Origin of the sequence: Streptomyces sp. PA03-6a, from assembly GCF_033792765.1 — a bacterium.
Lineage (GTDB): Bacteria > Actinomycetota > Actinomycetes > Streptomycetales > Streptomycetaceae > Actinacidiphila.
Genome location: NZ_JARAVK010000051.1, coordinates 25656 through 45173, shown reverse-complemented (window position 1 = coordinate 45173; position 19518 = coordinate 25656). Strand labels below are relative to the sequence as shown.

The window sequence follows — 19518 nt, the reverse complement described above, 5'->3', positions numbered from 1 at the left end:
GTACAGCAGCAGGTAGGCGTCGACGACGTCGAGGATGCGGGGCAGCGCCTCGGGGTCGGTGCAGTGCGCGGCCACGAGCGCGGCGCCGACCTCCGCGGCCGGGCGGGGGTCGAAGGGCTGCGCGCGCAGCGTGGCGTCGAGACGCGCGGCGAGCGGGAGCAGGTACTCCTCGAACTCGCCGCGTGTCATGGAGGTGGCGGTGGCCGGGTAGATCGCCCGGCTCCAGATGATCGCGAAGCGCCGCAGGCTGTCGGCGGGCTCCGGCTCCGGGCCGGACTCCCTGCTCACGGTCACGCCTTGCGGCCGACGCCCGCGAACCCGCTGAAGACGACCGGGTCGAGCTCGTCGTCGTCCGTGCCGTCGGGGCGCCACAACGGCGCGGAGACCAGGCCGGGTTCGACGAGGTCGAAGCCGTCGAAGAAGCGCTCGACCTCGGCCCGCGACCGCATGATCAGCGGCGAGCTCGCGCTGCGGTAGACGTTCTCGACCCGCTCCCCCTCCTCGGGTCTGCGCGGGCCTCCCTCGACCGAGGCGTGGGTGACGACCAGCAGGCTGCCGGGGGCGATGGCGTCGCGCAGTTCGGCCACGGCCTTGGCCGGTTCGTCGGCGTCCTCGAGGAAGTGCAGGACGGCGACGAGCAGCAGCGCGACCGGGCGCTCCAGGTCGATGAGCCCGCGCACCTGCGCGCTGTCCAGGATGTCGCGGGGCGAGCGCAGGTCGGCGGCGACGATGGCGGCGTTCTCGTGGCCCTCCAGCACGGCACGGCTGTGGGCGACGGCGACCGGGTCGTGGTCGACGTAGACGACGTGCGCGCCGGGACTGGCGGCCTGGGCGACCTCGTGGACGTTGCCGAAGGTGGGGATGCCGGAGCCGATGTCGAGGAACTGGGTGATGCCCTGGTCGACGGAGTAACGCACGGCCCTGCGCATGAACGCCCGGTTGGCCTGCATGATCTTCGGCAGCCCCGGGAAGGCCTCGATGGCCCGCCGTCCCGCCTCCCGGTCGACCTCGAAGTTGTGCGAGCCGCCCAGGTAGTAGTCGTAGATGCGGGACACGCTCGGCACGGAAAGATCGATCCCCTGGGGGGCCCAGGCAGGGCGTTCCATCAACGGCTCCAGCTCTTCGGCGATCAGGATGAGTGGTCGTGGACACGACCACGTGCGAGAGAGGCTACTGACCGACCGTTCGAGAGGACACAAGAAATGGAAATATTCGATCCGTTTTCGGTCACAGACCAAAGGCATGTGCCCTGTTCCCTACAAACGGGGAACAGGGCACAGCCTACCGCCGGATGACGGTGGATCAGTTCGATCAGACGTTGACGCCGTGGGCGCGCAGGTACGCCAGCGGGTCCATGTCGGAGCCGAAGTCGGGGGTGGTGCGCACCTCGAAGTGCAGGTGCGGACCGGTCACGTTGCCGGTGGCGCCCGACAGGCCCAGCTGCTGACCGGCGGAGACCGACTGGCCGGCCGAGACCGACAGCGAGGACAGGTGGGCGTACTGCGAGTACCGGCCGTCGGCGTGCTTGACGACGACCTGGTTGCCGTACGAGCCGCCCCAGCCCGCGGAGACCACGGTGCCGCCGGCGATCGACTTCACCTTGGTGCCGGTCGAGGCGATGAAGTCGACACCGGTGTGGTAGCCCTTGGACCACATGGCACCGGCCTGGTGGTAGGCGGTGCCCAGGGTGACGTGGTCGAGCGGGGCGGTGTAGCCGGAGGTGCTGGCGGCCTTGGCGGCGGCCGGCTTGGCGGCCGGAGCGGCCTTCGCGGCCTTGGGCGCGCTCTTGGCGGCGGCCTTCTCGCCCAGGGACAGGACCTGGCCCGGGTAGATCAGGTTCGGGTCGCCGCCGATGACCGACTCGTTGTTCGCGTACAGCTTCTGCCAGCCGCCCTCGACCGACTGGGCGTCGGCGATCTTGGAGAGGGTGTCGCCGCCGGCGACCTTGTAGGCGCCGCCGGTGCTCTTCGGCTTGGCGGTGGCGGCCTTCTTGGCGGGGGCGGCGGGCTTGGCGGCCGGCTTCGCGGCGGTGCCGGAGACGCTCCCCGGGGTGGCCGACGGGTTGGCCATGGCCTTCGTCAGACCGGCCTTGGGACCGCACACGGGCCAGGCCTGCGGACCCTGGGTCGCGAGGACCTTCTCCGCGACGGCGATCTGCTCCGCCTTGGTCGCGAGGTCGGCGCGCGGGGCGTACTTCGTGCCGCCGAAGCCGGCCCAGGTGCTCTGGGTGAACTGCAGCCCGCCGTAGAAGCCGTTACCGGTGTTGATGGACCAGTTGTTGGTGCTCTCGCAGGCCGCGACCTTGTCCCAGACGCTCACGGGAGCGGCGTGGGCACCGGTGGCGCCGACGATCGGGAGCGCCACGGCGGCGCCGGTGGTGCCGGCCAGCGCGCTGATGCGGGTGATGCGGGTGTTCCGCGGACGACGGTGCTTTCCCTTACCGGGCATGCCGAATTCCTCTCCGACGCCTGCGAGGTAAGCTGTCGGGTTCGGGCTGGAGATGCCCGGCCGCAATGGGGCATGCCAAATAAAGGCATGTCGCTGCGACTTCACCCCTAGCCGTCCCGAGACCAACGGGAACGGCAAACTACCTGGGTCCCCCGCTCCTGCCGTGCGGTCTTGTCATCCGGCGTCCGGGCAGCGGCAGGACTAGGCGTTCTACCCGGAAGAATCTCGCAGGAATTTGTCCTGCGAGATCTGGAAGCTAAACGACGGAATCGTCCCGGAGCAAGGACCGGAATCACGCCCCCCGGCGGACCGCAAGTCGATCATCCGGTTCTGTGACTTTACGTGAGAAGTGTCCGCTCTGCGTAGGCGGAAAACTGGCCCACGGTAATTGCGCGATATCGCCCGGTGAAATTCGACGGGAAAATTCGACGTTGCGTCGCCCGCGGCCTCCGCTGCGTGTTCGGCACGTGACACCCATCACGCATCGATTCCCTACGCATGCACTGTGGACGCATATGTCCGGTTAGGCGACTTAATGCCGGATAAGACAGGACGTGTTCCGGTCCAACCCGCCCCGGACCGCGTCGTCCTGAGGTCCCCCCGGAGGAACGCCCCCCGGATCCAACCGCCGAGGAGGGTCCGCGATTCCCGGACGGGCCGCTCCGGTGCGTTCCGCGGTGTGGCGTGCGCCACAACCACCCCTCCGGCGGGGCGAGAACGGGAGGTGCACGACGGCCGCCGTCCGGAGAACGGACGTGACAGCGCCGATTGGGCGACGGTAGCCTCCCAATCCCGCACATTTTCTTACATCGCCCGGGAGCCCTCGCGTGCCCTACCTCGCCGCCGACGACCGCTACGCCTCGATGGAATACCGCAGGACCGGGCGCAGCGGGGTCCTGCTGCCCGTCGTGTCCCTGGGCCTGTGGCACAACTTCGGCGACACCTCGCCGCTGGAGAACCAGCGCGCGGTGCTGCGCCGCGCCGTCGACCGCGGCGTGGTCCACATCGACCTGGCCAACAACTACGGCCCGCCCGCCGGCTCGGCCGAGGCCAACTTCGGCACCCTCTTCGCCCAGGACTTCCGCCCGTACCGCGACGAGCTCTTCATCGCCACCAAGGCCGGGTACGACATGTGGCCGGGACCGTACGGCGAGTGGGGCAGCCGCAAGTACCTGCTCTCGTCGCTGGACCAGTCGCTGGGCCGCATGGGCCTGGACCACGTGGACGTCTTCTACTCGCACCGCTTCGACCCGGACACGCCCCTGGAGGAGACCATGGGCGCCCTGGACTCCGCGGTCCGCCAGGGCAAGGCCCTGTACGCCGGCATCTCCAACTACCCCGCCGAGGCGCACCGCCGGGCGACGGAGATCCTGCGCGAGCTGGGCACCCCGCTGCTGATCCACCAGGCCGCCTACAGCATCCTCCAGCGCGACCCGGAGGCCGGCGTCCTCGACGCCGTCGGCGACACCGGCACCGCGCTCATCGCGTACTCGCCGCTCGCCCAGGGCCAGCTCACCGACCGCTACCTCCAGGGCGTGCCGGCCGACTCGCGGATGGCGCTGGGCCACTTCCTCAAGCGCGACGCCCTGACCGAGCGGAAGCTCACCTTCCTGCACGCCCTCGACAAGCTCGCCGGCGAGCGCGGCCAGACCCTGGCGCAGCTGGCGCTGAGCTGGGTGCTGCGCGACCCGCGGGTCGTGTCCGTCCTCATCGGCGCGAGCAGCGTCGCCCAGCTCGACCAGAACCTCGCCGCCCTCGACGCGGGCCCGCTCACCGCGGAAGAGCTCGCCGAGATCGACCGCCTCTCGGCCGAGGCGGGCGTCCGCATCCCGTAACGACCGCCGCGCGCACAGGACCGTGCCGGCCCCCGCGGGGGCCGGCCCGGTCGCGTCGGTGCCGGGCTCAGGCGAGACGGGTCTCCAGCGCGCCGCGGACGCCGGGCCACTCGCCGGCGAGGATGGAGTAGTACGCGCTGTCGCGGACGGTGCCGTCCACGGCGAGGGTGTGGGCGCGGCGGATGCCCTCGAAGCGGCCGCCGATGCGCTCGATCGCCACGCGGGAGCGCGCGTTGCGCGCGTCCGTCTTCAAAGTGACGCGCAACACGTCCCACACGTCGAACGCGTGGGTGAGCAGCAGCAGCTTCGCCTCGGTGTTGCAGGGGGTGCGCTGGGCGGAGGCGGCGAGCCAGGTGCTGCCGATCTCGGCGACGGTGGGCACCGCGCCGCTGCGCGGCACCGAGCGGCCGGCGGGCCAGGCGGGGGTGGCCGTCCAGTGGTCGAGGTCGAGGAACCGGGTGGAGCCGATCAGGGCGTCACGCTGGACGTCCCGTACGGCGAAGGGGAGCGCGGCCCCGGTCGCCTGGTCCTGGAGAGCCTCCTCGACGTAGCGCGCCATCGCCTCGCGGTCGGCCGGCACCTTTGTGTAGGCGTACGTGTCGCGGGATTCGGCGGCGGCGCGCAGCAGCCCGTCCACGTGGGCGGCGCTCAGCGGCTCCAGGCGGACGTGCTTGCCTTCCAGGGTCACGGGTTCGGGCATGCCCCGGATGCTGGTGTCCGGCCGGGTCACCCGTCAAGCGCGTTTCCGCGGGGCGCGTCGGAGGCCGGGCGTCACGGATGCGAAAATGGGGGCATGAACAGCAACGACGTGTTCTTCGACATCACGATCGACGGCGAGCCCGCCGGACGGATCGTGTTCACCCTGTTCGACGACGTGGTCCCCAAGACCGCGCGGAACTTCCGTGAGCTCGCCACCGGCGAGCACGGCTTCGGTTTCGAGGGTTCGCACTTCCACCGCGTGATCCCCGACTTCATGCTCCAGGGAGGCGACTTCACCGCCGGCAACGGCACCGGTGGCAAGAGCATCTACGGCGAGAAGTTCGCCGACGAGAACTTCCAGCTCAAGCACACCAAGCCCGGCCAGCTCTCCATGGCCAACGCGGGCCCGAACACCAACGGCTCGCAGTTCTTCATCACCACGATCGTCACCGACTGGCTCGACGGCAAGCACGTGGTCTTCGGCGAGGTCGTCGACGGCATGGACGTCGTCAAGAAGATCGAGTCGCTCGGCTCGCGCACCGGCGCGACCAGCGCCCGCGTCGAGATCGCCAAGTCCGGTACGGTCGCCTGACCCGGCTCCGCGAAGCGGCCCGGCACCGGAAAGACCGGTGCCGGGCCGCTCGGCGTACGGGCTCAGCCGAAGGCCTTGACCGCCTGGTAGTAGGTCCAGGCGGTGCTGTTGCAGGCCGTCGCGGTGGCGCCGCTGTAGCCGGCGCAGATGCGCTTGAGGTCCTCGTAGAAGGCGCTGTCGAGGCGGCTCTTGTTGGCGGAGAAGGAGCCCATCGCCTTGTAGTTGCGGTAGCCGAAGTCGTGCCGGGCGCAGGAGTTCTGGAACGGGAAGCCGAAGGGGTTGTCCGGGGAGCTGCTGCAGTAGTCGGTGGACCAGTCGAAGCCGTAGGCGGCCCAGGCGCCCTGGTTGCCGCGGGCGGACCACCAGGCGTTGTAGCTCGAGGCGCTGGTCTGGGTCCAACCGGCGAGCACCTGGGCCTTGTCGGCGGGGGCGGCCTGGGCGGGGACGGTGAAGACGACGGTGGCGACGGCGGCGACCGCGGTGGCGGCGAAACCGGTCGTGATTCGGCGCATGGGGACTCCAGTCACTGACGGGCGCGGTGTGGCGCGCGGGCATGGCGGTGCAACCGGATGCGGAACCGAACAGGTGGTACTGGTGTGCGAAGCCAGAATGGGGCCCCAGGGGTCTATGCGAGTAGATGCCGGACGGCAAAACTTGCATGAACATGACGACGTGCCGCCGACGGCGAACGTCGACGGCACGTCAAGAGGCCGACACCGTTGTCTGGTTCACTGACCCGCTGGGCCCGCGGGCCGCACGTCAGCCCCTACGGGGCGTCAGGCGACGGGGGTGTGCGGCCGGTCCCCGTGCTCCCCGGACCCTCCGTGCTCCCCGGGGTCCCCGGACTCCGTGCGCTCCCACCGCGGATGGTGGCGGCGCGCCCATTCCGGCGTGACGAACCCGGTGCGCATCCCCAGCCGTGCCTGCGGGTCGTTGGCCGCCATCCACAGGTGTCCCGCGACCACCACGGCCACCGCCAGGGCCAGCCAGTCGTGGACGAAGGTCGCGCCGGTACGCCACACCAAGCCGCTCAGGTGCGGGAACATCATCAGCAGCCCGGTGCCGAGCATGACGAGCACCGCGCCCGCGGCGAAGGACGCGTACAGCTTCTGCCCGGCGTTGAACTTCCCCGCCACACGCCGGTGGTGGGGGACGCGACGCAGCGCGTCCCGCAGCCAGTCCCGGTCGTAGGGGGCGAACCGGTTGAGCAGCCGCAGGTCGCGCCGGAAGGCGCGGGAGGCGAGGCCCGCGAGGGCGGGCAGCGGCAGGGCGATGCCGGACCATTCGTGCACGGTGACCACCAGCCGCCTGCGGCCGACGAGTTCGGCGAGCGGGGGCAGGTAGAGGGCCGCCGCCGTGAAGAGGCAGACCAGCATCAGGGCGGCCGTGCTGCGGTGCACCCAGCGCTCGCCGCGGGTGAAGCGGCGCACGGTCTCAGGACGTGGGGTCATCGTGGCGTCCGTTCGAGCGGCCGACCCAGGCGTCGACGTCGTAGCCGTAGTGCTCCCAGTAGCCGGGCCGCACGTCCTGGGTGACCTCGATGCCCGAGAGCCACTTGGCGGACTTGTAGAAGTACATCGGCGCCACGTAGAGCCGCACGGGGCCGCCGTGGGCCGTGGTCACCGGCTTGTCCTGCATCCGCAGGGCGACCAGGACGTCGTCCCTGCGGGCCTGTTCGAGGGTGAGGCTCTCGCTGTAGACCCCGTCGAAGCAGGTGAAGCGCACGGCGCCGGCACCGTCCTGCACGCCCGCGAGGTCGAGGAGGTGGGACAGCCGAACCCCCTCGAAGGGCGTGCCCGGCACGCGCCACCCGGTCACGCACTGCACGTCGCGCACCATCCTGGTCTGCGGCATCGCCCGCAGGTCGGCCAGGGTGTGGGTGGCCTTCCGGTCGACCAGGCCGGAGACGGTGAGGCGGTAGTCGGTCGCGTCCCGGTGGGGAACGGAGTCCGCCACGTTGTAGATGCGGAAGCCGCCGCCCCCGGGGAGCAGTCCGCTGAGCCCGGTGGGGTCCTTCCCCGCCACCTGGGAGAGCGCCGAGTCCAGGCCGTCCTGCGCGCGGCTGCCGAACGCCACCCCCAGCGCGCCCAGCCCGAGCATCCCGAGTACCACGCGCCGGCCGACCGGCGTGCCCTTGCCTTCCATACCCCTCACCGTAAGCCCGCGCGAGGTGGTTGCGGACGGCCGGGGCCGCACGTAAGCAAGGCGTAAGAGGTCCGGTCCCGGGCTAGCCGATCTCCAGGCCCGCGTAGTTCTCGGCGAGTTCGGCCGCCGCGTGCGGGGAGGCGGCGATCCTGTCGAGCTGGGAGATCTGCAGCCGGGTGTCGAAGTCGCTCTGCGCCGGGTCGGTGTGCAGGGTCGTGGTCATGAACCAGGAGAAGTGCTCGGCACGCCACACCCGCCGCAGGCACGTGTCGGAGTAGGCGTCGAGCAGGGCGGTGGAACCGGTCTCCGCCTGGGCGGCGAGGGCACGGGCCAGGACGATGACGTCGGCGGCGGCCAGGTTGAGGCCCTTGGCGCCGGTCGGCGGCACGATGTGCGCGGCGTCGCCGGCGAGCAGCACGCGGCCCCAGCGCATCGGCTCGGTCACGAAGCTGCGCATCGGCAGCACGGCCTTGGAGGTGATGGGGCCGCGCTCCAGCTTCCAGTCCCCGTCGACGGCGAAGCGGGCGTCCAGTTCGTCCCAGATCCGCTCGTCGGGCCAGTCGGCGGGATCGGTGCCGCCCGGCACCTGCAGGTAGAGCCGGCTGACCTGGGGGGAGCGCATGCTGTGCAGCGCGAAACCGCGGGGCGAGTGTGCGTAGATCAACTCCTCGCAGGACGGCGCGACGTCGGCGAGGATCCCCAGCCACGAGAAGGGGTACACCCGCTCGTACGTCCGCCGGGCGTGCTCCGGGACCGCCGCGCGCGTCACGCCGTGGAAGCCGTCGCAGCCGACGACGTAGTCGCAGGTGAGGGTCTTCTCCCGGCCCTCGTGGCGGTAGCGGACCACCGGGCGGTCCGTGTCGGCCCCCTCGACCGCGTGCACATGGGCGCCGAACAGCAGCGGCGCCCCGTCCTGGAGCTGGAGGGCGATCAGGTCCTTGACCACCTCGGTCTGGGCGTAGACCCACACGCGCCGGCCGCCGGTGAGGGCCGGGAAGTCCAGGCGGTGGGAGCGGCGGTCCCAGCGCAGCTCGATGCCGTCGTGGACCAGGCCCTCGCGGTCCAGGCGCGCGCCCGCGCCGGACGAGCGGAGCACGTCGACCGTGCCCTGTTCCAAGATCCCGGCGCGCTGGCGCTGCTCGACGTACTCGCGGTCGCGGCTCTCCAGGACGACGCAGTCGATGCCGGAGCGATGGAGCAGACGGGCCAGCAGGAGGCCCGCGGGACCGGCGCCGACGACGGCGACGGTGGTGTGGTGCTGCATGTGTTCTCCTACTCCTCTTCTTCCTCGAGGATGCGGTTCGCCACGGCGAACGCGGCGTTGGCCGCGGGAACGCCGCAGTAGACGGCGGACTGGAGCAGGACCTCCTGGATCTCCTCCCAGGTCAGGCCGTTGTGCCGCGCGGCGCGCACATGCATCGCCAGCTCGTCGAGGTGGCCGTGGGCCACCAGCGCGGTGAGGGTGATGCAGCTGCGGGTCCTGCGGCTCAGGCCCGGCCGGGTCCAGATCTCGCCCCATGCGTAGCGGGTGATGAAGTCCTGGAAGGGGGCGGTGAAGGCGGTGGTGCGGGCGACCGCCCGGTCGACGTGCGCGTCGCCGAGCACGGCACGGCGGACGGCCATGCCCTCGGTGTGGCGGGCGCCGTCGTCGGCGGCCGGCTCGGTGGCGAAGTGCTGCAGGAGCGCCGCGAGGACGGGGGCCGGACGCTCGACGCCGGCCAGGTGGGCGGCGTGCGCCACCTCGGTGAGGCTCGCGCCGGGGATGCCGTCGGCCAGGACACGGGCGTCCGCGACCGGGGTCGCCGGGTCGCCGCGGCCCGCGACGACGAGGGTGGGCGCGGTGATCCGGGGCAGGTCGGCGCGTACGTCGTAGGCGGCGAGGGCGTCGCAGAGGGTCGCGTACGCCTCCGGGTCGGCGGCGCGCAGGTCGTCCAGGAGGGCGCCGACGGCGGGGTCGCCGGCGAACTCCGGGGTGAACCAGCGGGTGGCCGCGGTGTCGGCGACGGGTCCCGTGCCCTTCGCCCTGACCAGGGCGGCACGTTCCCGCCAGCCCTCCGGGTCGCCGAAGTCGGCGGAGGAGCACACGATCGCGAGCGCGGCGACCCGTTCGGGGTGGTGGATCGCAAGCCAGGTCCCCACGGCCCCGCCGAGGGAGACGCCGGCGTAGGCGAAGCGGTCGGCGCCGAGCGCGTCGGCGAGGGCCAGCACCGAGCGGGCCAGGTCCTCGACCGTGCCGTCCTCCGGGAGCAGCGCGGCGGGGCTGCCACCGTGGCCGGGCAGGTCCCAGCGGATGACGCGGTGGCCGCGGGCGAGGGCGGGGACCTGCGGGTCCCACACGGCGAGCGAGGTGCCCAGGCTCGGCCCGAGGATCAGCGGCGGCAGGCCCGGCGCGCCGTCGACCCGGTGGTGCGGCAGTCGGGGCTCCACGGCCTCGTACGGCGTGCTCATGCGGGCTCCTCGCGGATGGTGCTGACGGGTGCGTACGGCGGTGTCACGGCGCCCTTGCACGGCCCGGCGGCCGGGCGGGCGCCCGCCCGGGTCCGACGTCCCCCGGACATGGCGTACCCCGATCGGCCCGGGTCGCGGAAGGGGGCGGGGGCGGTCACGAGGACGTCCCCGCGGGGCCGGGGCGGCGCAAGGCGCGGTCGACGAGCGCGCCGGCCGCCCCCGTGTAGCGGGTGGGGTCGGTGAGCTCCCGGAGGCGTCCCTCGGGGAGGAGGCCGCCGAGGGCCGGGTCCTGCGCCAGGGCGTCGTCGAGGGCGATCCCCTCCTCGGCGACGCGTCTGGAGGCCCGTGCGAGCGCGGACTTGGCCTCGCCGCGGCCCATGAGAGCGGTCAGGGCCGCGGCGAGACGTTCGGTGACCACCAGACCGCCCGTGGTGCCGAGGGTCTCGCGCATGCGGTGCGGGTGGACGCGCAGGCCCGCGGCGAGTCCGGCGGCGTCCCGGGCGGCGCCGCCGACGAGGCGCAACGCCTCGCGCAGGGGCTGCCATTCGGCGTGCCAGGCGCCGGCCGGGCGTTCGTCCTCCGCGGCCAGGGAGCCGCACAGCACGGCGGCGAGCGCCGGCACCTGGCGGGCCGTGGCGGCGATGAGCGTGGCGCGGACGGGGTTGGCCTTGTGGGGCATGGCCGAGGAACCGCCGCCGGCGCCCTCGGTGACCTCGCCGATCTCGGTGCGCGACAGCACCAGTACGTCGGCGGCGACCTTGCCCAGCGCGCCCGCCGCGAAGGCGAGTGCCCCGGCGAGATCGGCGATGGGCGTCCGCAGGGTGTGCCAGGGGAGAACGGGCTCCGCCAGCCCGGTCTCGGCGGCGTAGGCGGCGAGGAGCCGCGGAGCGGCGGCGGCGCTCGCGCCGGGGGCGGTGCCGTCCGCCTCGGCGAAGGCGCCGAAGGCGGCGAGCGTGCCGGCGGCACCGCCGAGTTGCGCGGGCAGGTCGCCGCGGACGGCGGTCAGCCGGTCGTACGCGTCCAGGACGAGGGAGCGCCAGCCGGCCGCCTTGAGTCCGAAGGTGGTGGGGACGGCGTGCTGCGTCAGCGTGCGTCCCGCCATCGGGGTGTCGCGGTGTTCCGTGGCGAGCCGTCCGAACGCGCCGGCCGCGGCGGCGAGGTCGTCCAGGACGGGGCGCAGCGCGCGGGACGCGACGAGCATCGCCGCGGTGTCCAGGATGTCCTGGCTGGTGGCGCCGCGGTGCACATAGGGGGCGGCGTTCGCGTCCCGCTCCCCCACCGCCTCGGTCAGGTCGGCGACCAGCGGGATCACCGGATTGCCGCCGGCCCGGGCGCGTAGCGCGAGGTCGCGCGGGTCGAACCGGCCTGGCTCCGCAGCGGCCGCGGTCACCGCGGCCGCCGCGGACGCCGGCGCGAGCCCCAGCGCGGCCTGCGCCCGGGTCAGTGCGGCCTCCGCGTCGAGCATGCCCCGGACGAAGGCTGCGTCCCCGGTCGCCTCCTCGGCGGCCGACCCGGCCCGGACCGGGGAGAGCAGGCCGACGTCCGCGGCGGGGTCAGTCGAAGGCAAGGAAGACCGTCTCCTCATGCACTCCGTCGTACTGGAGCCGGACGTCGAAGCGGTGGACGCGCCCGCCCTCCGGAGTGGCGACCAGGGTGGCGCGCCGCTGCGGCTCCAGGGAGCCGAGCAGCGGGTCCCCCTCGGCGTCGCCGAGGTAGACCCGGGTGTGCAGGTGGTGGAGGAGACCGCGGGCGAAGACGATCAGCGAGAGGTACGGGACGCCGCCGGGCGGGAACGTGCGGATCACGTAGTGTCCGTCCGCGTCGGTGGCGATGCGCCCGAAGCCGGTGAAGACCAGTCCGTCGCGCCCCAGGACCGCCCCGGTGACCTGGTCGCGGCGCAGCGAACCGGGGGCGCCGTGCCGGGAGCCGTCGGGGGCGGGCTGCCAGACCTCGATGAGCGCGTCGGGGACGGGCTGCCCGGCGCCGTCGTAGACCCAGCCGTGGACGGTGACGGTGTCCGGGTGCCCGGCGGGGGCGAGGTCGCCGCCCTGGGGGAACGGCAGCGCGTATCCGTAGAAGGGGCCCACGGTCTGCGAGGGCGTGGGGGCGGGTGCCTCGCCGCTCATCGGCCCTCCTCGATCCAGGTGGCGGCCGGGCCGTCCAGGACGATGTCCCAGCGGTAGCCGAGCGACCATTCGGGGGTGGACAGGTCGTGGTCGTACGTCGCGACCAGCCGTTGCCGGGCCGAGTCGTCGGTGACGGACTGCAGGATCGGGTCGTAGGCGAAGAGCGGGTCCCCGGGGAAGTACATCTGGGTGACCAGGCGCTGGGTGAACGCCGGGCCGAAGAGCGAGAAGTGGATGTGGGCCGGGCGCCAGGCATTGATGTGGTTGCGCCAGGGGTAGGCGCCGGGCTTGATGGTGACGAACTCGTAGGTGCCGTCGTCCCCGGTCAGGGTGCGGCCGACGCCCGTGAAGTTGGGGTCCAGCGGGGCGGGATGGTCGTCCCGCTGGTGCGCGTAGCGACCGGAGGCGTTGGCCTGCCAGATCTCGACGAGCTGGCCGCGCACGGGCCGGCCCGCTCGGTCCAGGACGCGCCCGGTGACCTTGATGCGCTCGCCCAGCGGCTCGGCCTGGTGCTGCCGCGTCAGGTCGTGGTCGAGGGCGGTGACGTCGGTGACGCCGAAGACCGGGCCCGAGAGCTCCACGGCCTCGGGGTCGCCGGCCGCCGCCCCCGCCGCCACCAACGGGCGCTCGGGATGCCGCAGGACGCTGCTCCGGTAGGGCGCGTAGCCCCGGTCGGGGTGGTCCTCGGCGGCGCCGCCGTCGGCACGTCGCTTGGCGTAGGCCGCGCGCTCGTCGGCGATCTCTGCGGAGATCTCGCCCTGGGTGGGGGGGCTGCTCATGCGGAGGGCTCCTACCTTTCCAGGACGAGGGCGAGGCCCTGCCCGACGCCGATGCACAGGGCGGCGAGGCCGGTGCCCGAGCCCGCGGCCGCGAGCTGGTGGGCGACGGCGCCGGCGATGCGGGCGCCGGAGGCACCGAGCGGGTGGCCGACGGCGATGGCGCCGCCGCGCGGGTTGACGATCGAGGGGTCGAGCTCGGGCCATCCGGCGAGGCAGCCGAGCACCTGCGAGGCGAAGGCCTCGTTGAGCTCGACGGTGCTGAGGTCGCCGAAGCCCTTGCCGGCCTTGGCCAGCGCTTTGCGGACGGCCTCGACGGGGGCGAGGCCGAAGTAGTCGGGCTCGATGCCGGTGACGGCCGAGGCGCGGATGCGCGCGAGCGGCTCGCGGCCGGTGGCCTTCAGGCCCTCCTCGTCGACGACGAGCAGCGCGGCCGCCCCGTCGTTGAGGGGCGAGGAGTTGCCCGCGGTGACGGTGCCGCCGTCCTTGCGGAAGGCGGGCTTGAGGCGGGCGAGCGCCTCCATGGAGGTGGTGTCGCGGATCGTCTCGTCGCGCGGCAGGTCCACGCCGTCGACCGGGACGACCTCGGCCTCGTACAGGCCGTCCTTCCAGGCGCGGGCCGCCTTCTCGTGGCTGGCGACGGCGAAGGCGTCCTGCTGCTCCCTGGTGATGCCGTGCCGGTCGGCGATCAGCTCCGCGCTCTCGCCGAGCGGGATGGTCCACCGCGGGTCCATCCTCGGGTTGACCATGCGCCAGCCGAGGGTGGTGGAGTACAGCTCCTGATGGCCCGCCGGGAAGGCGCGTTCGGGCTTGGGCAGCACCCAGGGGGCGCGGCTCATGGACTCCACACCGCCGGCGATGGCGACGGAGACGTCGCCGACGGCCACGGCGCGGGCGGCCTGGATCACGGCCTCCATGCCGGAGCCGCAGAGCCGGTTGACCGTGGTGCCGGGCACGGTGACGGGCAGCCCGGCGAGCAGTGCGGCCATCCTGGCGACGTTGCGGTTGTCCTCGCCCGCGGCGTTGGCGTCACCGAAGAAGACGTCGTCGATCCGGGCCGGGTCGAGCTCGGGCGTACGGGCCACCAGCGAGGCCACGACGTGCGCCGCGAGGTCGTCGGGACGCACTCCTGACAGGGCGCCGCCGTACTTGCCGACCGGGGTACGGACGGCGTCGACGACGTACACCTCACGCAGCTGCCCGCTCATCGGGCGCTCCCTTCTGCGGCGACGGCGACGTGCACCGGGGCCGCGGTCTTGTCCAGGATCTCCTGCGTGGTGACGCCCGGGGCGGTCTCCACGAGGACGAGTCCCCCGTCGGTGACGTCGAGGACGCCCAGGTCGGTGATGATCCGGTCCACGCAGGCCCGGCCGGTGAGCGGCAGCGCGCACTCCCGGAGGATCTTGGGGCTGCCGTCCTTGGCGGTGTGGGTCATGGTGACGATGACCCGCCGGGCGCCGTGCACCAGGTCCATCGCGCCGCCGATGCCGGTGACGAGCTTGCCGGGGACGGCCCAGTTCGCCAGGTCGCCGCGGGCGGAGACCTGCATGGCGCCGAGCACGGCGGTGTCGATGTGACCACCGCGGATCATCCCGAAGGACAGCGCGGAGTCGAAGAAGGCCGCGCCGGGCAGGACGGTGACGGTCTCCTTGCCCGCGTTGATCAGGTCGGGGTCGACCTCCTCCTCGTACGGGAAGGGGCCGGTGCCGAGGATGCCGTTCTCGGACTCCAGGACGACCTCGACGCCCTCGGGGAGGTGGTTGGGGATCAGCGTCGGCAGGCCGATGCCGAGGTTGACGTACTCGCCGTCGCGCAGTTCCCGGGCCGCACGGGCGGCCATCTCGTCGCGTGTCCAGGCCATCAGGCCCGCACCTCCCTGGCCGTGACCGTACGGAATTCGATCTTCTTGTCGGCGGCCTGCTCCGGGGTGAGCGCCACCACGCGCTGGACGAAGATGCCGGGCAGGTGCACCTGGTCGGGGTCGATCGCGCCGGGCTCGACGAGCTCCTCGACCTCAGCGACGGTGATCCGGCCGGCCATCGCGGCGAGCGGGTTGAAGTTGCGGGAGGCCTTGTTGAAGACCAGGTTGCCGTGGCGGTCGCCCTTGGCGGCGCGGACGAGCGCGAAGTCGGTGGTGATGCCGCGCTCCAGGACGTACTCGATGCCGTCGAACGCGCGCACCTCCTTCGGCTCGGAGGCCAGTGCCACGCCTCCGTCCCCGTCGTAGCGCCAGGGCAGGCCGCCCTCGGCGACCTGGGTGCCGACGCCGGCCGGGGTGTAGAAGGCGGGGATGCCGCAGCCGCCGGCGCGCAGGCGCTCGGCCAGGGTGCCCTGCGGGATCAGTTCGAGCTCCAGCTCGCCGGCCAGGTACTGACGGGCGAACTCCTTGTTGGCCCCGATGTAGCTGCCGGTGACGCGGGCGATGCGGCGCGCGGCGAGCAGGACCGCGAGGCCCGAGTCGAGGGCTCCGCAGTTGTTGGAGACGACGGCGAGACCGCTGACCCCGGCTTCGTAGAGGGCCTGGACCAGCGTGTTCGGCACGCCGCTCAGGCCGAAGCCGCCGACCGCCAGGGACGCGCCGTCCCGGACGTCCGCTACGGCCTCAGCGGCCGAGGCGACCACCTTGTCCATCCTGCGCCCACCTTCTCGTTCGTCCAGTGAACTTAAGTTCACAATTGCTCGTGCCCGAGTCTGATCCTCGGGCGCCCGCTCTGTCAACGTTCCGGGGCGGTACGGTTTCGACGACGTTCCGCCACGCTGGAGTGCTGATGACACCGCTGACCACCGCGACCGCTCCCCCGCCGCAGGAGGCCGTCGGCCCCCTCGTCCGGGGACTGGCGGTGCTGCGCGAGCTGGCCGCGGCCGACGGCCGGCGCTCGGTCGGCGACCTCGTGCGGGCCACCGGCCTGGCGCGGTCCACGGTGGACCGGGTGGTCAGCACGCTCGTCCGCACCGGGTACCTGCGGGTCGAGGGCCGGGACGCCGTCCTCGCCCCCCGGCTGATGGAACTCGGCAACGCCTACCTCGCCGCCAGCCGCTTCCCCGACCTGCTGGGACCGCTCGCCGACGCCCTCGCCGACGGCCTGGACGAGTCCGTGTCCATCGCCGTGCCGGACGGCGACGGGGTCCGCTTCGTCCACCAGGCGACCCGGCGCCGTGCGATGTCCCTGACCTTCCGCATCGGCGACCAGCTGCCGGCCGAGCGCGGCGCCCCCGGGGCGCTCTTCGCCGGCGACTGGGACGACGCCGGATGGGAGAGGTGGCGCCACCGCCGCGCGGCGGACCCGCAGGACACCGGCTTCCCCGCACTGCCCCGCGGACACGGGGACGCCGCCGCCTCCTTCCCGGAGCGGGTCGCCGCCGCGCGCACCCACGGCTGGTCGGCGGACGACCAGCTGATCGAACCGGGACTGATCGCCGTCGCCGTGCCCGTACGGGACACCGCCGGGCAGCCGGTGTGCGCGGTGAGCGTGGTCAGCCACACCAGCAGGCACAGCGCCGGGTCGCTGCGCGAGGCCATGCTGCCCCGGCTGCGCGAGACGGTCGCGGCCATGGAGGACGCCCTCTCACGGCCCGCCGACGCCCCCGCCCCCTCCCCCACCGACGCGTCACCCTCGCCCGCCGCCTGGACACGGGCCTCCAAGCAGGAGCTCGGGCCGGAGTTCGTGGAGTCCCTGGCCCGCGGGCTCGCCGTGCTCACCGCCTTCGGCGGGGGCCGGGCCGAACTCCCCCTCACCGCCGTCGCCGAGGCCACCGGGCTGGCCCGCGCCACCGCGCGGCGCTCCCTCATCACCCTGGAGCACCTGGGCTACGTCGCCTCCGAGGGCCGCCTCTTCCGGCTCACCCCGCACGTGTTGGAGCTGGGCTGCGCCCACCTGTCGCGGCTGACGCTCCCCGAGATCGCCCGGCCCCATCTGGTCGAACTGGTCGGGGCGGTGCACGACTCCGCGTCGATGGCGGTGCTGTCCGGCGAGCACATCCAGTACGTGGCGCGCGTGCCCACCGTCCGCATCATGAGCGTCAACATCACGGTCGGCACCCGCTTCCCCGCCTACGCCACCGCGATGGGCCGCGTCCTGCTGGCGGGGCTGCCCGCCCGGGAACGCGCGGCACACCTCGCGCGCACCGGCTTCACACGGCTGACCCGGCACACCGTCACGGACGCACCGCGCCTGGCCCGCGTCCTCGACGAGGTCGCCGCCGAGGGGCACGCCCTGGTCAGCGAGGAGCTGGAGGAGGGCCTGCGGTCCATCGCCGTCCCCGTCCGCGACCGCGGCGGCCGGGTGGTGGCCGCGGTCAACGTCTCCATGCACGCCAGCCGCCGCTCCGTGGAGCAGTCGCGCTCCGAACTGCTGCCCCCGCTCCTCGAGGCCGCCGAGCGCATCGGCGACGACCTGTGCGTGGTGGGCCGCTACGCGCGCGTACCGGTCGGCTGAGGGGCCTGTGGACAAGTGGTCCACGCCGTCCGCGAGCGGGCATCATCGAGGGACAAGGGGGACGCGAGGGGGGTGACCGATGAGCGCGGTGTGGGCGTCGTTACGGGCGCTGTTGGCGATCGTGCTGCTGGCGGGTCTGGTCGTGCTGATCGGCGGGCTCGGGCTCGGCGTGCTGGGTCTGCTCGGCCTCTTCCTGCTCGCGGCCCGGGACGGTCACGCCGACCTCGCCATGCGCGGTGTCATCGTCGCGGCCGCCGCCGTCCCGCTGCTGCTGAGCATCGTCCAGGGGCTGGGCGCGATCACCCGGGCGGCGCCGCTGCGGGCGGACGCGGTACCGGTGTCGCGCGAAGAGGCCCCCGCGCTGTGGGAGTTGGCCACCGGCATCGCCTGGCAGGTCGGGGCGCGCCCGCCTGACGTGCTGCTGCTGACCGGGGACGTCAACGCGTCCGTGTCGGAGGACGGGGCGGCGCTCGGCCTGCTGTCCGGGCAGCGCCGGCTCCACCTGGGCCTGCCCCTGCTGGCGAGCCTCACCCACGCGGAGCTGAGGGCCGTGCTGGCCCACGAGTTCGGCCACTTCTCCCACCGTCACACGCGCTTCGGGGCCGTCGCGTACCGGTGCGACGCCGCCCTGGCCACGACCCTCGGCCAGTGGAACACCGGGACGAGGTGGTTCTCCCTCCCGCACCTCGTGGTGCGCGGCTCCGTACGGCTGTACGCGCTGGTCTTCCGGTGGCTCACCTTCGCGGTACGACGCCGCCAGGAGCTGGAGGCGGACCGCACGGCCGCGCGCCTGGCCGGGCGCGAGGTGACGGCGTCGGCGCTGCGCGCGACGCACGGCACCGCGGTGGCGTGGCGGAGGTTCCAGCAGGAGTGGCTCAATCCGGCCGCCCTGGTGGGGATGCACCCCGACAACCCCTACCTGGCGTTCCGTTCGCTCCTCGGCGAGCTGGGCGTCCGGCGTGTACCGGTGGACGACGACCGCGTCCGCTCGCACCGGCGCGACTCGCACCCGCCGCTCGGTCTCAGGCTGCGCCGTCTGCGGGAGCTCGACGCCCCGCCCGGGGAGGACGACGGGAGCGGCGCGCTCCGGCTGCTCCCCGGGGACGTGGGACGTGTGCTCGGGGAACTGCGCGGTCCACTGGCCCACAGCCGGACGACCGTCCCGTGGGAGCGCTGGATCGAGCTCTCCGCCAACCGCGTGGCGGGCACGCGTGCCTGGGACCTCCTGCGTGCCGCGTCGCGCGCGACCGGGGAGCGGCTTCCGGGGCTGGACACCGTGCTGCGCCTGCTCGCCGACGACGGACCGGGCGCGCTGGCCCGGGAGTTCGACGGCACCGGCGAGGAGCTGGCGCAGTCGCTGCACGCGCTGGTGGGCCACACCTTGCTCCGGGAGGGGCGGGCCGCCTGGGTCCCCCTGTGGGGCGGGAGCACCCGTCTGGTCTGCGACGGCCTGGCCGACGACGGGCTGCGCGTGCTCGTCACGGAGGCGCTCTCCGAGCCGCCCCAACTCGACCGGCTGCGGCTCCACCTCACGCTCCTGGACGTGGACCCCGACCGCTCGGGACCGCCCGATCCGGCGCATCCGTGGCTCGCGGAGGAACCGGGCGACGCGAAGGGCCCGTCGTTCCAAGGATGGCGGTTCACGACCGTGGTGGACCCAGACGCGGAGCAGCAGAGGAAGCACCAGACCCGCGTCGGGTTCGTGACGGTCGGCGCCGCCGCCCTCGTCGGGATCGTCGTGGCGGTCGCCGGCGGCGGTGACGACACGACGCCGTCGCCCGGCGGGACGCCCTGCCACGTCGTCAACGGCACTCTGGAGTGCGGCCCGGGCCTGCCCGGCGCGACCGGCTACCAGCCGGCCCAGGACTGGCGGACGGCCTTCCCCTCGTACCGCCCGACCTACCCGGTCTACCCGACCCGCCTGCCGAGCCTGCTGCCCGTCCCGAGCATCAGCTTCTCGCTGCGCCCGCTCGCACCCATACCCTCCGGCGGCTGACCGCGGCCGCAGGAGCC

Annotated in this window: 18 protein-coding genes, 1 pseudogene and 1 riboswitch; of the genes and pseudogenes, 4 read left to right on the top strand and 15 right to left on the bottom strand. The window is 73.4% G+C overall.

Annotated elements, in window-relative coordinates; genetic code table 11:
• The 3 genes and pseudogenes from PV350_RS15175 to PV350_RS15165 form a co-directional block, all read right to left on the bottom strand.
• A pseudogene (locus PV350_RS15175) lies at positions 1–294 on the bottom strand (GGDEF domain-containing protein); the annotation flags it as partial.
• Entirely contained in the window at positions 291–1106 is an 816-nt protein-coding gene (locus PV350_RS15170; protein WP_499515537.1) for an SAM-dependent methyltransferase, read from the bottom strand. The gene PV350_RS15170 and the pseudogene PV350_RS15175, both read right to left, overlap by 4 nt.
• Positions 1107–1311: 205 nt before the next feature.
• Positions 1312–2448: a transglycosylase family protein gene (locus PV350_RS15165; protein WP_499515536.1), complete on the bottom strand. Its 1137-nt coding sequence runs from the start codon at positions 2446–2448 to the stop codon at positions 1312–1314.
• 2 nt (positions 2449–2450) lie between these two features.
• Positions 2451–2642, bottom strand: a riboswitch (cyclic di-AMP (ydaO/yuaA leader).
• 633 nt (positions 2643–3275) lie between these two features.
• Here PV350_RS15165 and PV350_RS15160 point away from each other — a divergent pair.
• Positions 3276–4283 (top strand): aldo/keto reductase, encoded by a 1008-nt coding sequence (locus PV350_RS15160; RefSeq protein ID WP_499515535.1) that lies wholly within the window; start codon positions 3276–3278, stop codon positions 4281–4283.
• Between the two features lie 67 nt (positions 4284–4350).
• Here the strand turns inward: PV350_RS15160 and PV350_RS15155 are convergent, their stop codons facing one another.
• Positions 4351–4983, bottom strand: coding sequence for a GNAT family N-acetyltransferase (locus PV350_RS15155; RefSeq protein WP_500334274.1), 633 nt, complete (start codon positions 4981–4983; stop codon positions 4351–4353).
• 93 nt (positions 4984–5076) lie between these two features.
• Here PV350_RS15155 and PV350_RS15150 point away from each other — a divergent pair, with 93 nt between their 5' ends.
• Complete coding sequence (locus PV350_RS15150) at positions 5077–5574, top strand: peptidylprolyl isomerase (RefSeq protein ID WP_499515533.1); 498 nt, start codon at positions 5077–5079, stop codon at positions 5572–5574.
• Between the two features lie 62 nt (positions 5575–5636).
• Here PV350_RS15150 and PV350_RS15145 read toward each other — a convergent pair whose 3' ends face one another.
• From PV350_RS15145 to PV350_RS15095, 11 genes are all read right to left on the bottom strand, one after another.
• Positions 5637–6086 carry a phospholipase gene (locus PV350_RS15145; RefSeq protein WP_500323349.1) on the bottom strand — a complete coding sequence of 150 codons (450 nt, stop codon included), beginning with the start codon at positions 6084–6086 and terminating at the stop codon, positions 5637–5639.
• Between the two features lie 264 nt (positions 6087–6350).
• The gene (locus PV350_RS15140; RefSeq protein WP_500334272.1) at positions 6351–7025 is read right to left on the bottom strand and encodes a cytochrome b/b6 domain-containing protein; all 675 of its coding nucleotides are present in this window, start codon (positions 7023–7025) and stop codon (positions 6351–6353) included.
• Positions 7009–7719 (bottom strand): molybdopterin-dependent oxidoreductase, encoded by a 711-nt coding sequence (locus PV350_RS15135; RefSeq protein WP_500334271.1) that lies wholly within the window; start codon positions 7717–7719, stop codon positions 7009–7011. The genes PV350_RS15140 and PV350_RS15135 overlap by 17 nt, the downstream gene beginning before the upstream one ends.
• Before the next feature lie 82 nt (positions 7720–7801).
• The gene (locus PV350_RS15130; RefSeq protein ID WP_500334270.1) at positions 7802–8983 is read right to left on the bottom strand and encodes a 4-hydroxybenzoate 3-monooxygenase; all 1182 of its coding nucleotides are present in this window, start codon (positions 8981–8983) and stop codon (positions 7802–7804) included.
• An 8-nt stretch (positions 8984–8991) separates the two neighbouring features.
• Positions 8992–10167 carry a bifunctional 3-oxoadipate enol-lactonase/4-carboxymuconolactone decarboxylase PcaDC gene (pcaDC, locus tag PV350_RS15125; RefSeq protein WP_500334268.1) on the bottom strand — a complete coding sequence of 392 codons (1176 nt, stop codon included), beginning with the start codon at positions 10165–10167 and terminating at the stop codon, positions 8992–8994.
• 154 nt (positions 10168–10321) lie between these two features.
• A complete protein-coding gene (gene pcaB / locus PV350_RS15120; RefSeq protein ID WP_500334266.1) occupies positions 10322–11752 on the bottom strand; it encodes a 3-carboxy-cis,cis-muconate cycloisomerase in 1431 nt (476 codons plus the stop codon).
• Positions 11721–12293, bottom strand: a complete 573-nt coding sequence (pcaG, locus tag PV350_RS15115) for a protocatechuate 3,4-dioxygenase subunit alpha (RefSeq protein WP_499515527.1) — start codon at positions 12291–12293, stop codon at positions 11721–11723. The genes pcaB and pcaG overlap by 32 nt, the downstream gene beginning before the upstream one ends.
• Positions 12290–13072 (bottom strand): protocatechuate 3,4-dioxygenase subunit beta, encoded by a 783-nt coding sequence (gene pcaH, locus PV350_RS15110; protein WP_499515526.1) that lies wholly within the window; start codon positions 13070–13072, stop codon positions 12290–12292. Before pcaH ends, pcaG begins: the two co-directional genes overlap by 4 nt.
• An 11-nt stretch (positions 13073–13083) precedes the next feature.
• On the bottom strand, positions 13084–14277 hold the full coding sequence (locus PV350_RS15105; RefSeq protein WP_500323335.1) for a thiolase family protein: 1194 nt from the start codon (positions 14275–14277) through the stop codon (positions 13084–13086).
• Positions 14274–14930, bottom strand: coding sequence for a CoA transferase subunit B (locus tag PV350_RS15100; RefSeq protein ID WP_499515524.1), 657 nt, complete (start codon positions 14928–14930; stop codon positions 14274–14276). The genes PV350_RS15105 and PV350_RS15100 overlap by 4 nt, the downstream gene beginning before the upstream one ends.
• Entirely contained in the window at positions 14930–15700 is a 771-nt protein-coding gene (locus tag PV350_RS15095) for a CoA transferase subunit A (RefSeq protein ID WP_500334264.1), read from the bottom strand. Before PV350_RS15095 ends, PV350_RS15100 begins: the two co-directional genes overlap by 1 nt.
• 137 nt (positions 15701–15837) lie before the next feature.
• Between PV350_RS15095 and PV350_RS15090 the strand changes: the two genes are divergently transcribed.
• Positions 15838–17505 carry an IclR family transcriptional regulator domain-containing protein gene (locus PV350_RS15090; RefSeq protein WP_500334262.1) on the top strand — a complete coding sequence of 556 codons (1668 nt, stop codon included), beginning with the start codon at positions 15838–15840 and terminating at the stop codon, positions 17503–17505.
• Between the two features lie 79 nt (positions 17506–17584).
• Positions 17585–19501, top strand: coding sequence for a M48 family metallopeptidase (locus tag PV350_RS15085; protein WP_500334260.1), 1917 nt, complete (start codon positions 17585–17587; stop codon positions 19499–19501).
• The last annotated feature ends 17 nt before the right edge of the window (positions 19502–19518 follow it).

Excerpts from the sequence above, each read along its gene's own strand:
- PV350_RS15170 (WP_499515537.1), bottom strand. The coding sequence starts at position 1,106 with ATGGAACGCCCTGCCTGGGCCCCCCAGGGGATCGATCTTTCCGTGCCG.
- PV350_RS15165 (WP_499515536.1), bottom strand. The coding sequence starts at position 2,448 with ATGCCCGGTAAGGGAAAGCACCGTCGTCCGCGGAACACCCGCATCACC.
- PV350_RS15155 (WP_500334274.1), bottom strand. The coding sequence starts at position 4,983 with ATGCCCGAACCCGTGACCCTGGAAGGCAAGCACGTCCGCCTGGAGCCG.
- PV350_RS15150 (WP_499515533.1), top strand. The coding sequence starts at position 5,077 with ATGAACAGCAACGACGTGTTCTTCGACATCACGATCGACGGCGAGCCC.
- PV350_RS15145 (WP_500323349.1), bottom strand. The coding sequence starts at position 6,086 with ATGCGCCGAATCACGACCGGTTTCGCCGCCACCGCGGTCGCCGCCGTC.
- PV350_RS15140 (WP_500334272.1), bottom strand. The coding sequence starts at position 7,025 with ATGACCCCACGTCCTGAGACCGTGCGCCGCTTCACCCGCGGCGAGCGC.
- PV350_RS15135 (WP_500334271.1), bottom strand. The coding sequence starts at position 7,719 with ATGGAAGGCAAGGGCACGCCGGTCGGCCGGCGCGTGGTACTCGGGATG.
- PV350_RS15130 (WP_500334270.1), bottom strand. The coding sequence starts at position 8,983 with ATGCAGCACCACACCACCGTCGCCGTCGTCGGCGCCGGTCCCGCGGGC.
- pcaDC (WP_500334268.1), bottom strand. The coding sequence starts at position 10,167 with ATGAGCACGCCGTACGAGGCCGTGGAGCCCCGACTGCCGCACCACCGG.
- pcaB (WP_500334266.1), bottom strand. The coding sequence starts at position 11,752 with ATGAGGAGACGGTCTTCCTTGCCTTCGACTGACCCCGCCGCGGACGTC.
- pcaG (WP_499515527.1), bottom strand. The coding sequence starts at position 12,293 with ATGAGCGGCGAGGCACCCGCCCCCACGCCCTCGCAGACCGTGGGCCCC.
- pcaH (WP_499515526.1), bottom strand. The coding sequence starts at position 13,072 with ATGAGCAGCCCCCCCACCCAGGGCGAGATCTCCGCAGAGATCGCCGAC.
- PV350_RS15105 (WP_500323335.1), bottom strand. The coding sequence starts at position 14,277 with ATGAGCGGGCAGCTGCGTGAGGTGTACGTCGTCGACGCCGTCCGTACC.
- PV350_RS15100 (WP_499515524.1), bottom strand. The coding sequence starts at position 14,930 with ATGGCCTGGACACGCGACGAGATGGCCGCCCGTGCGGCCCGGGAACTG.
- PV350_RS15095 (WP_500334264.1), bottom strand. The coding sequence starts at position 15,700 with ATGGACAAGGTGGTCGCCTCGGCCGCTGAGGCCGTAGCGGACGTCCGG.
- PV350_RS15090 (WP_500334262.1), top strand. The coding sequence starts at position 15,838 with ATGACACCGCTGACCACCGCGACCGCTCCCCCGCCGCAGGAGGCCGTC.
- PV350_RS15085 (WP_500334260.1), top strand. The coding sequence starts at position 17,585 with ATGAGCGCGGTGTGGGCGTCGTTACGGGCGCTGTTGGCGATCGTGCTG.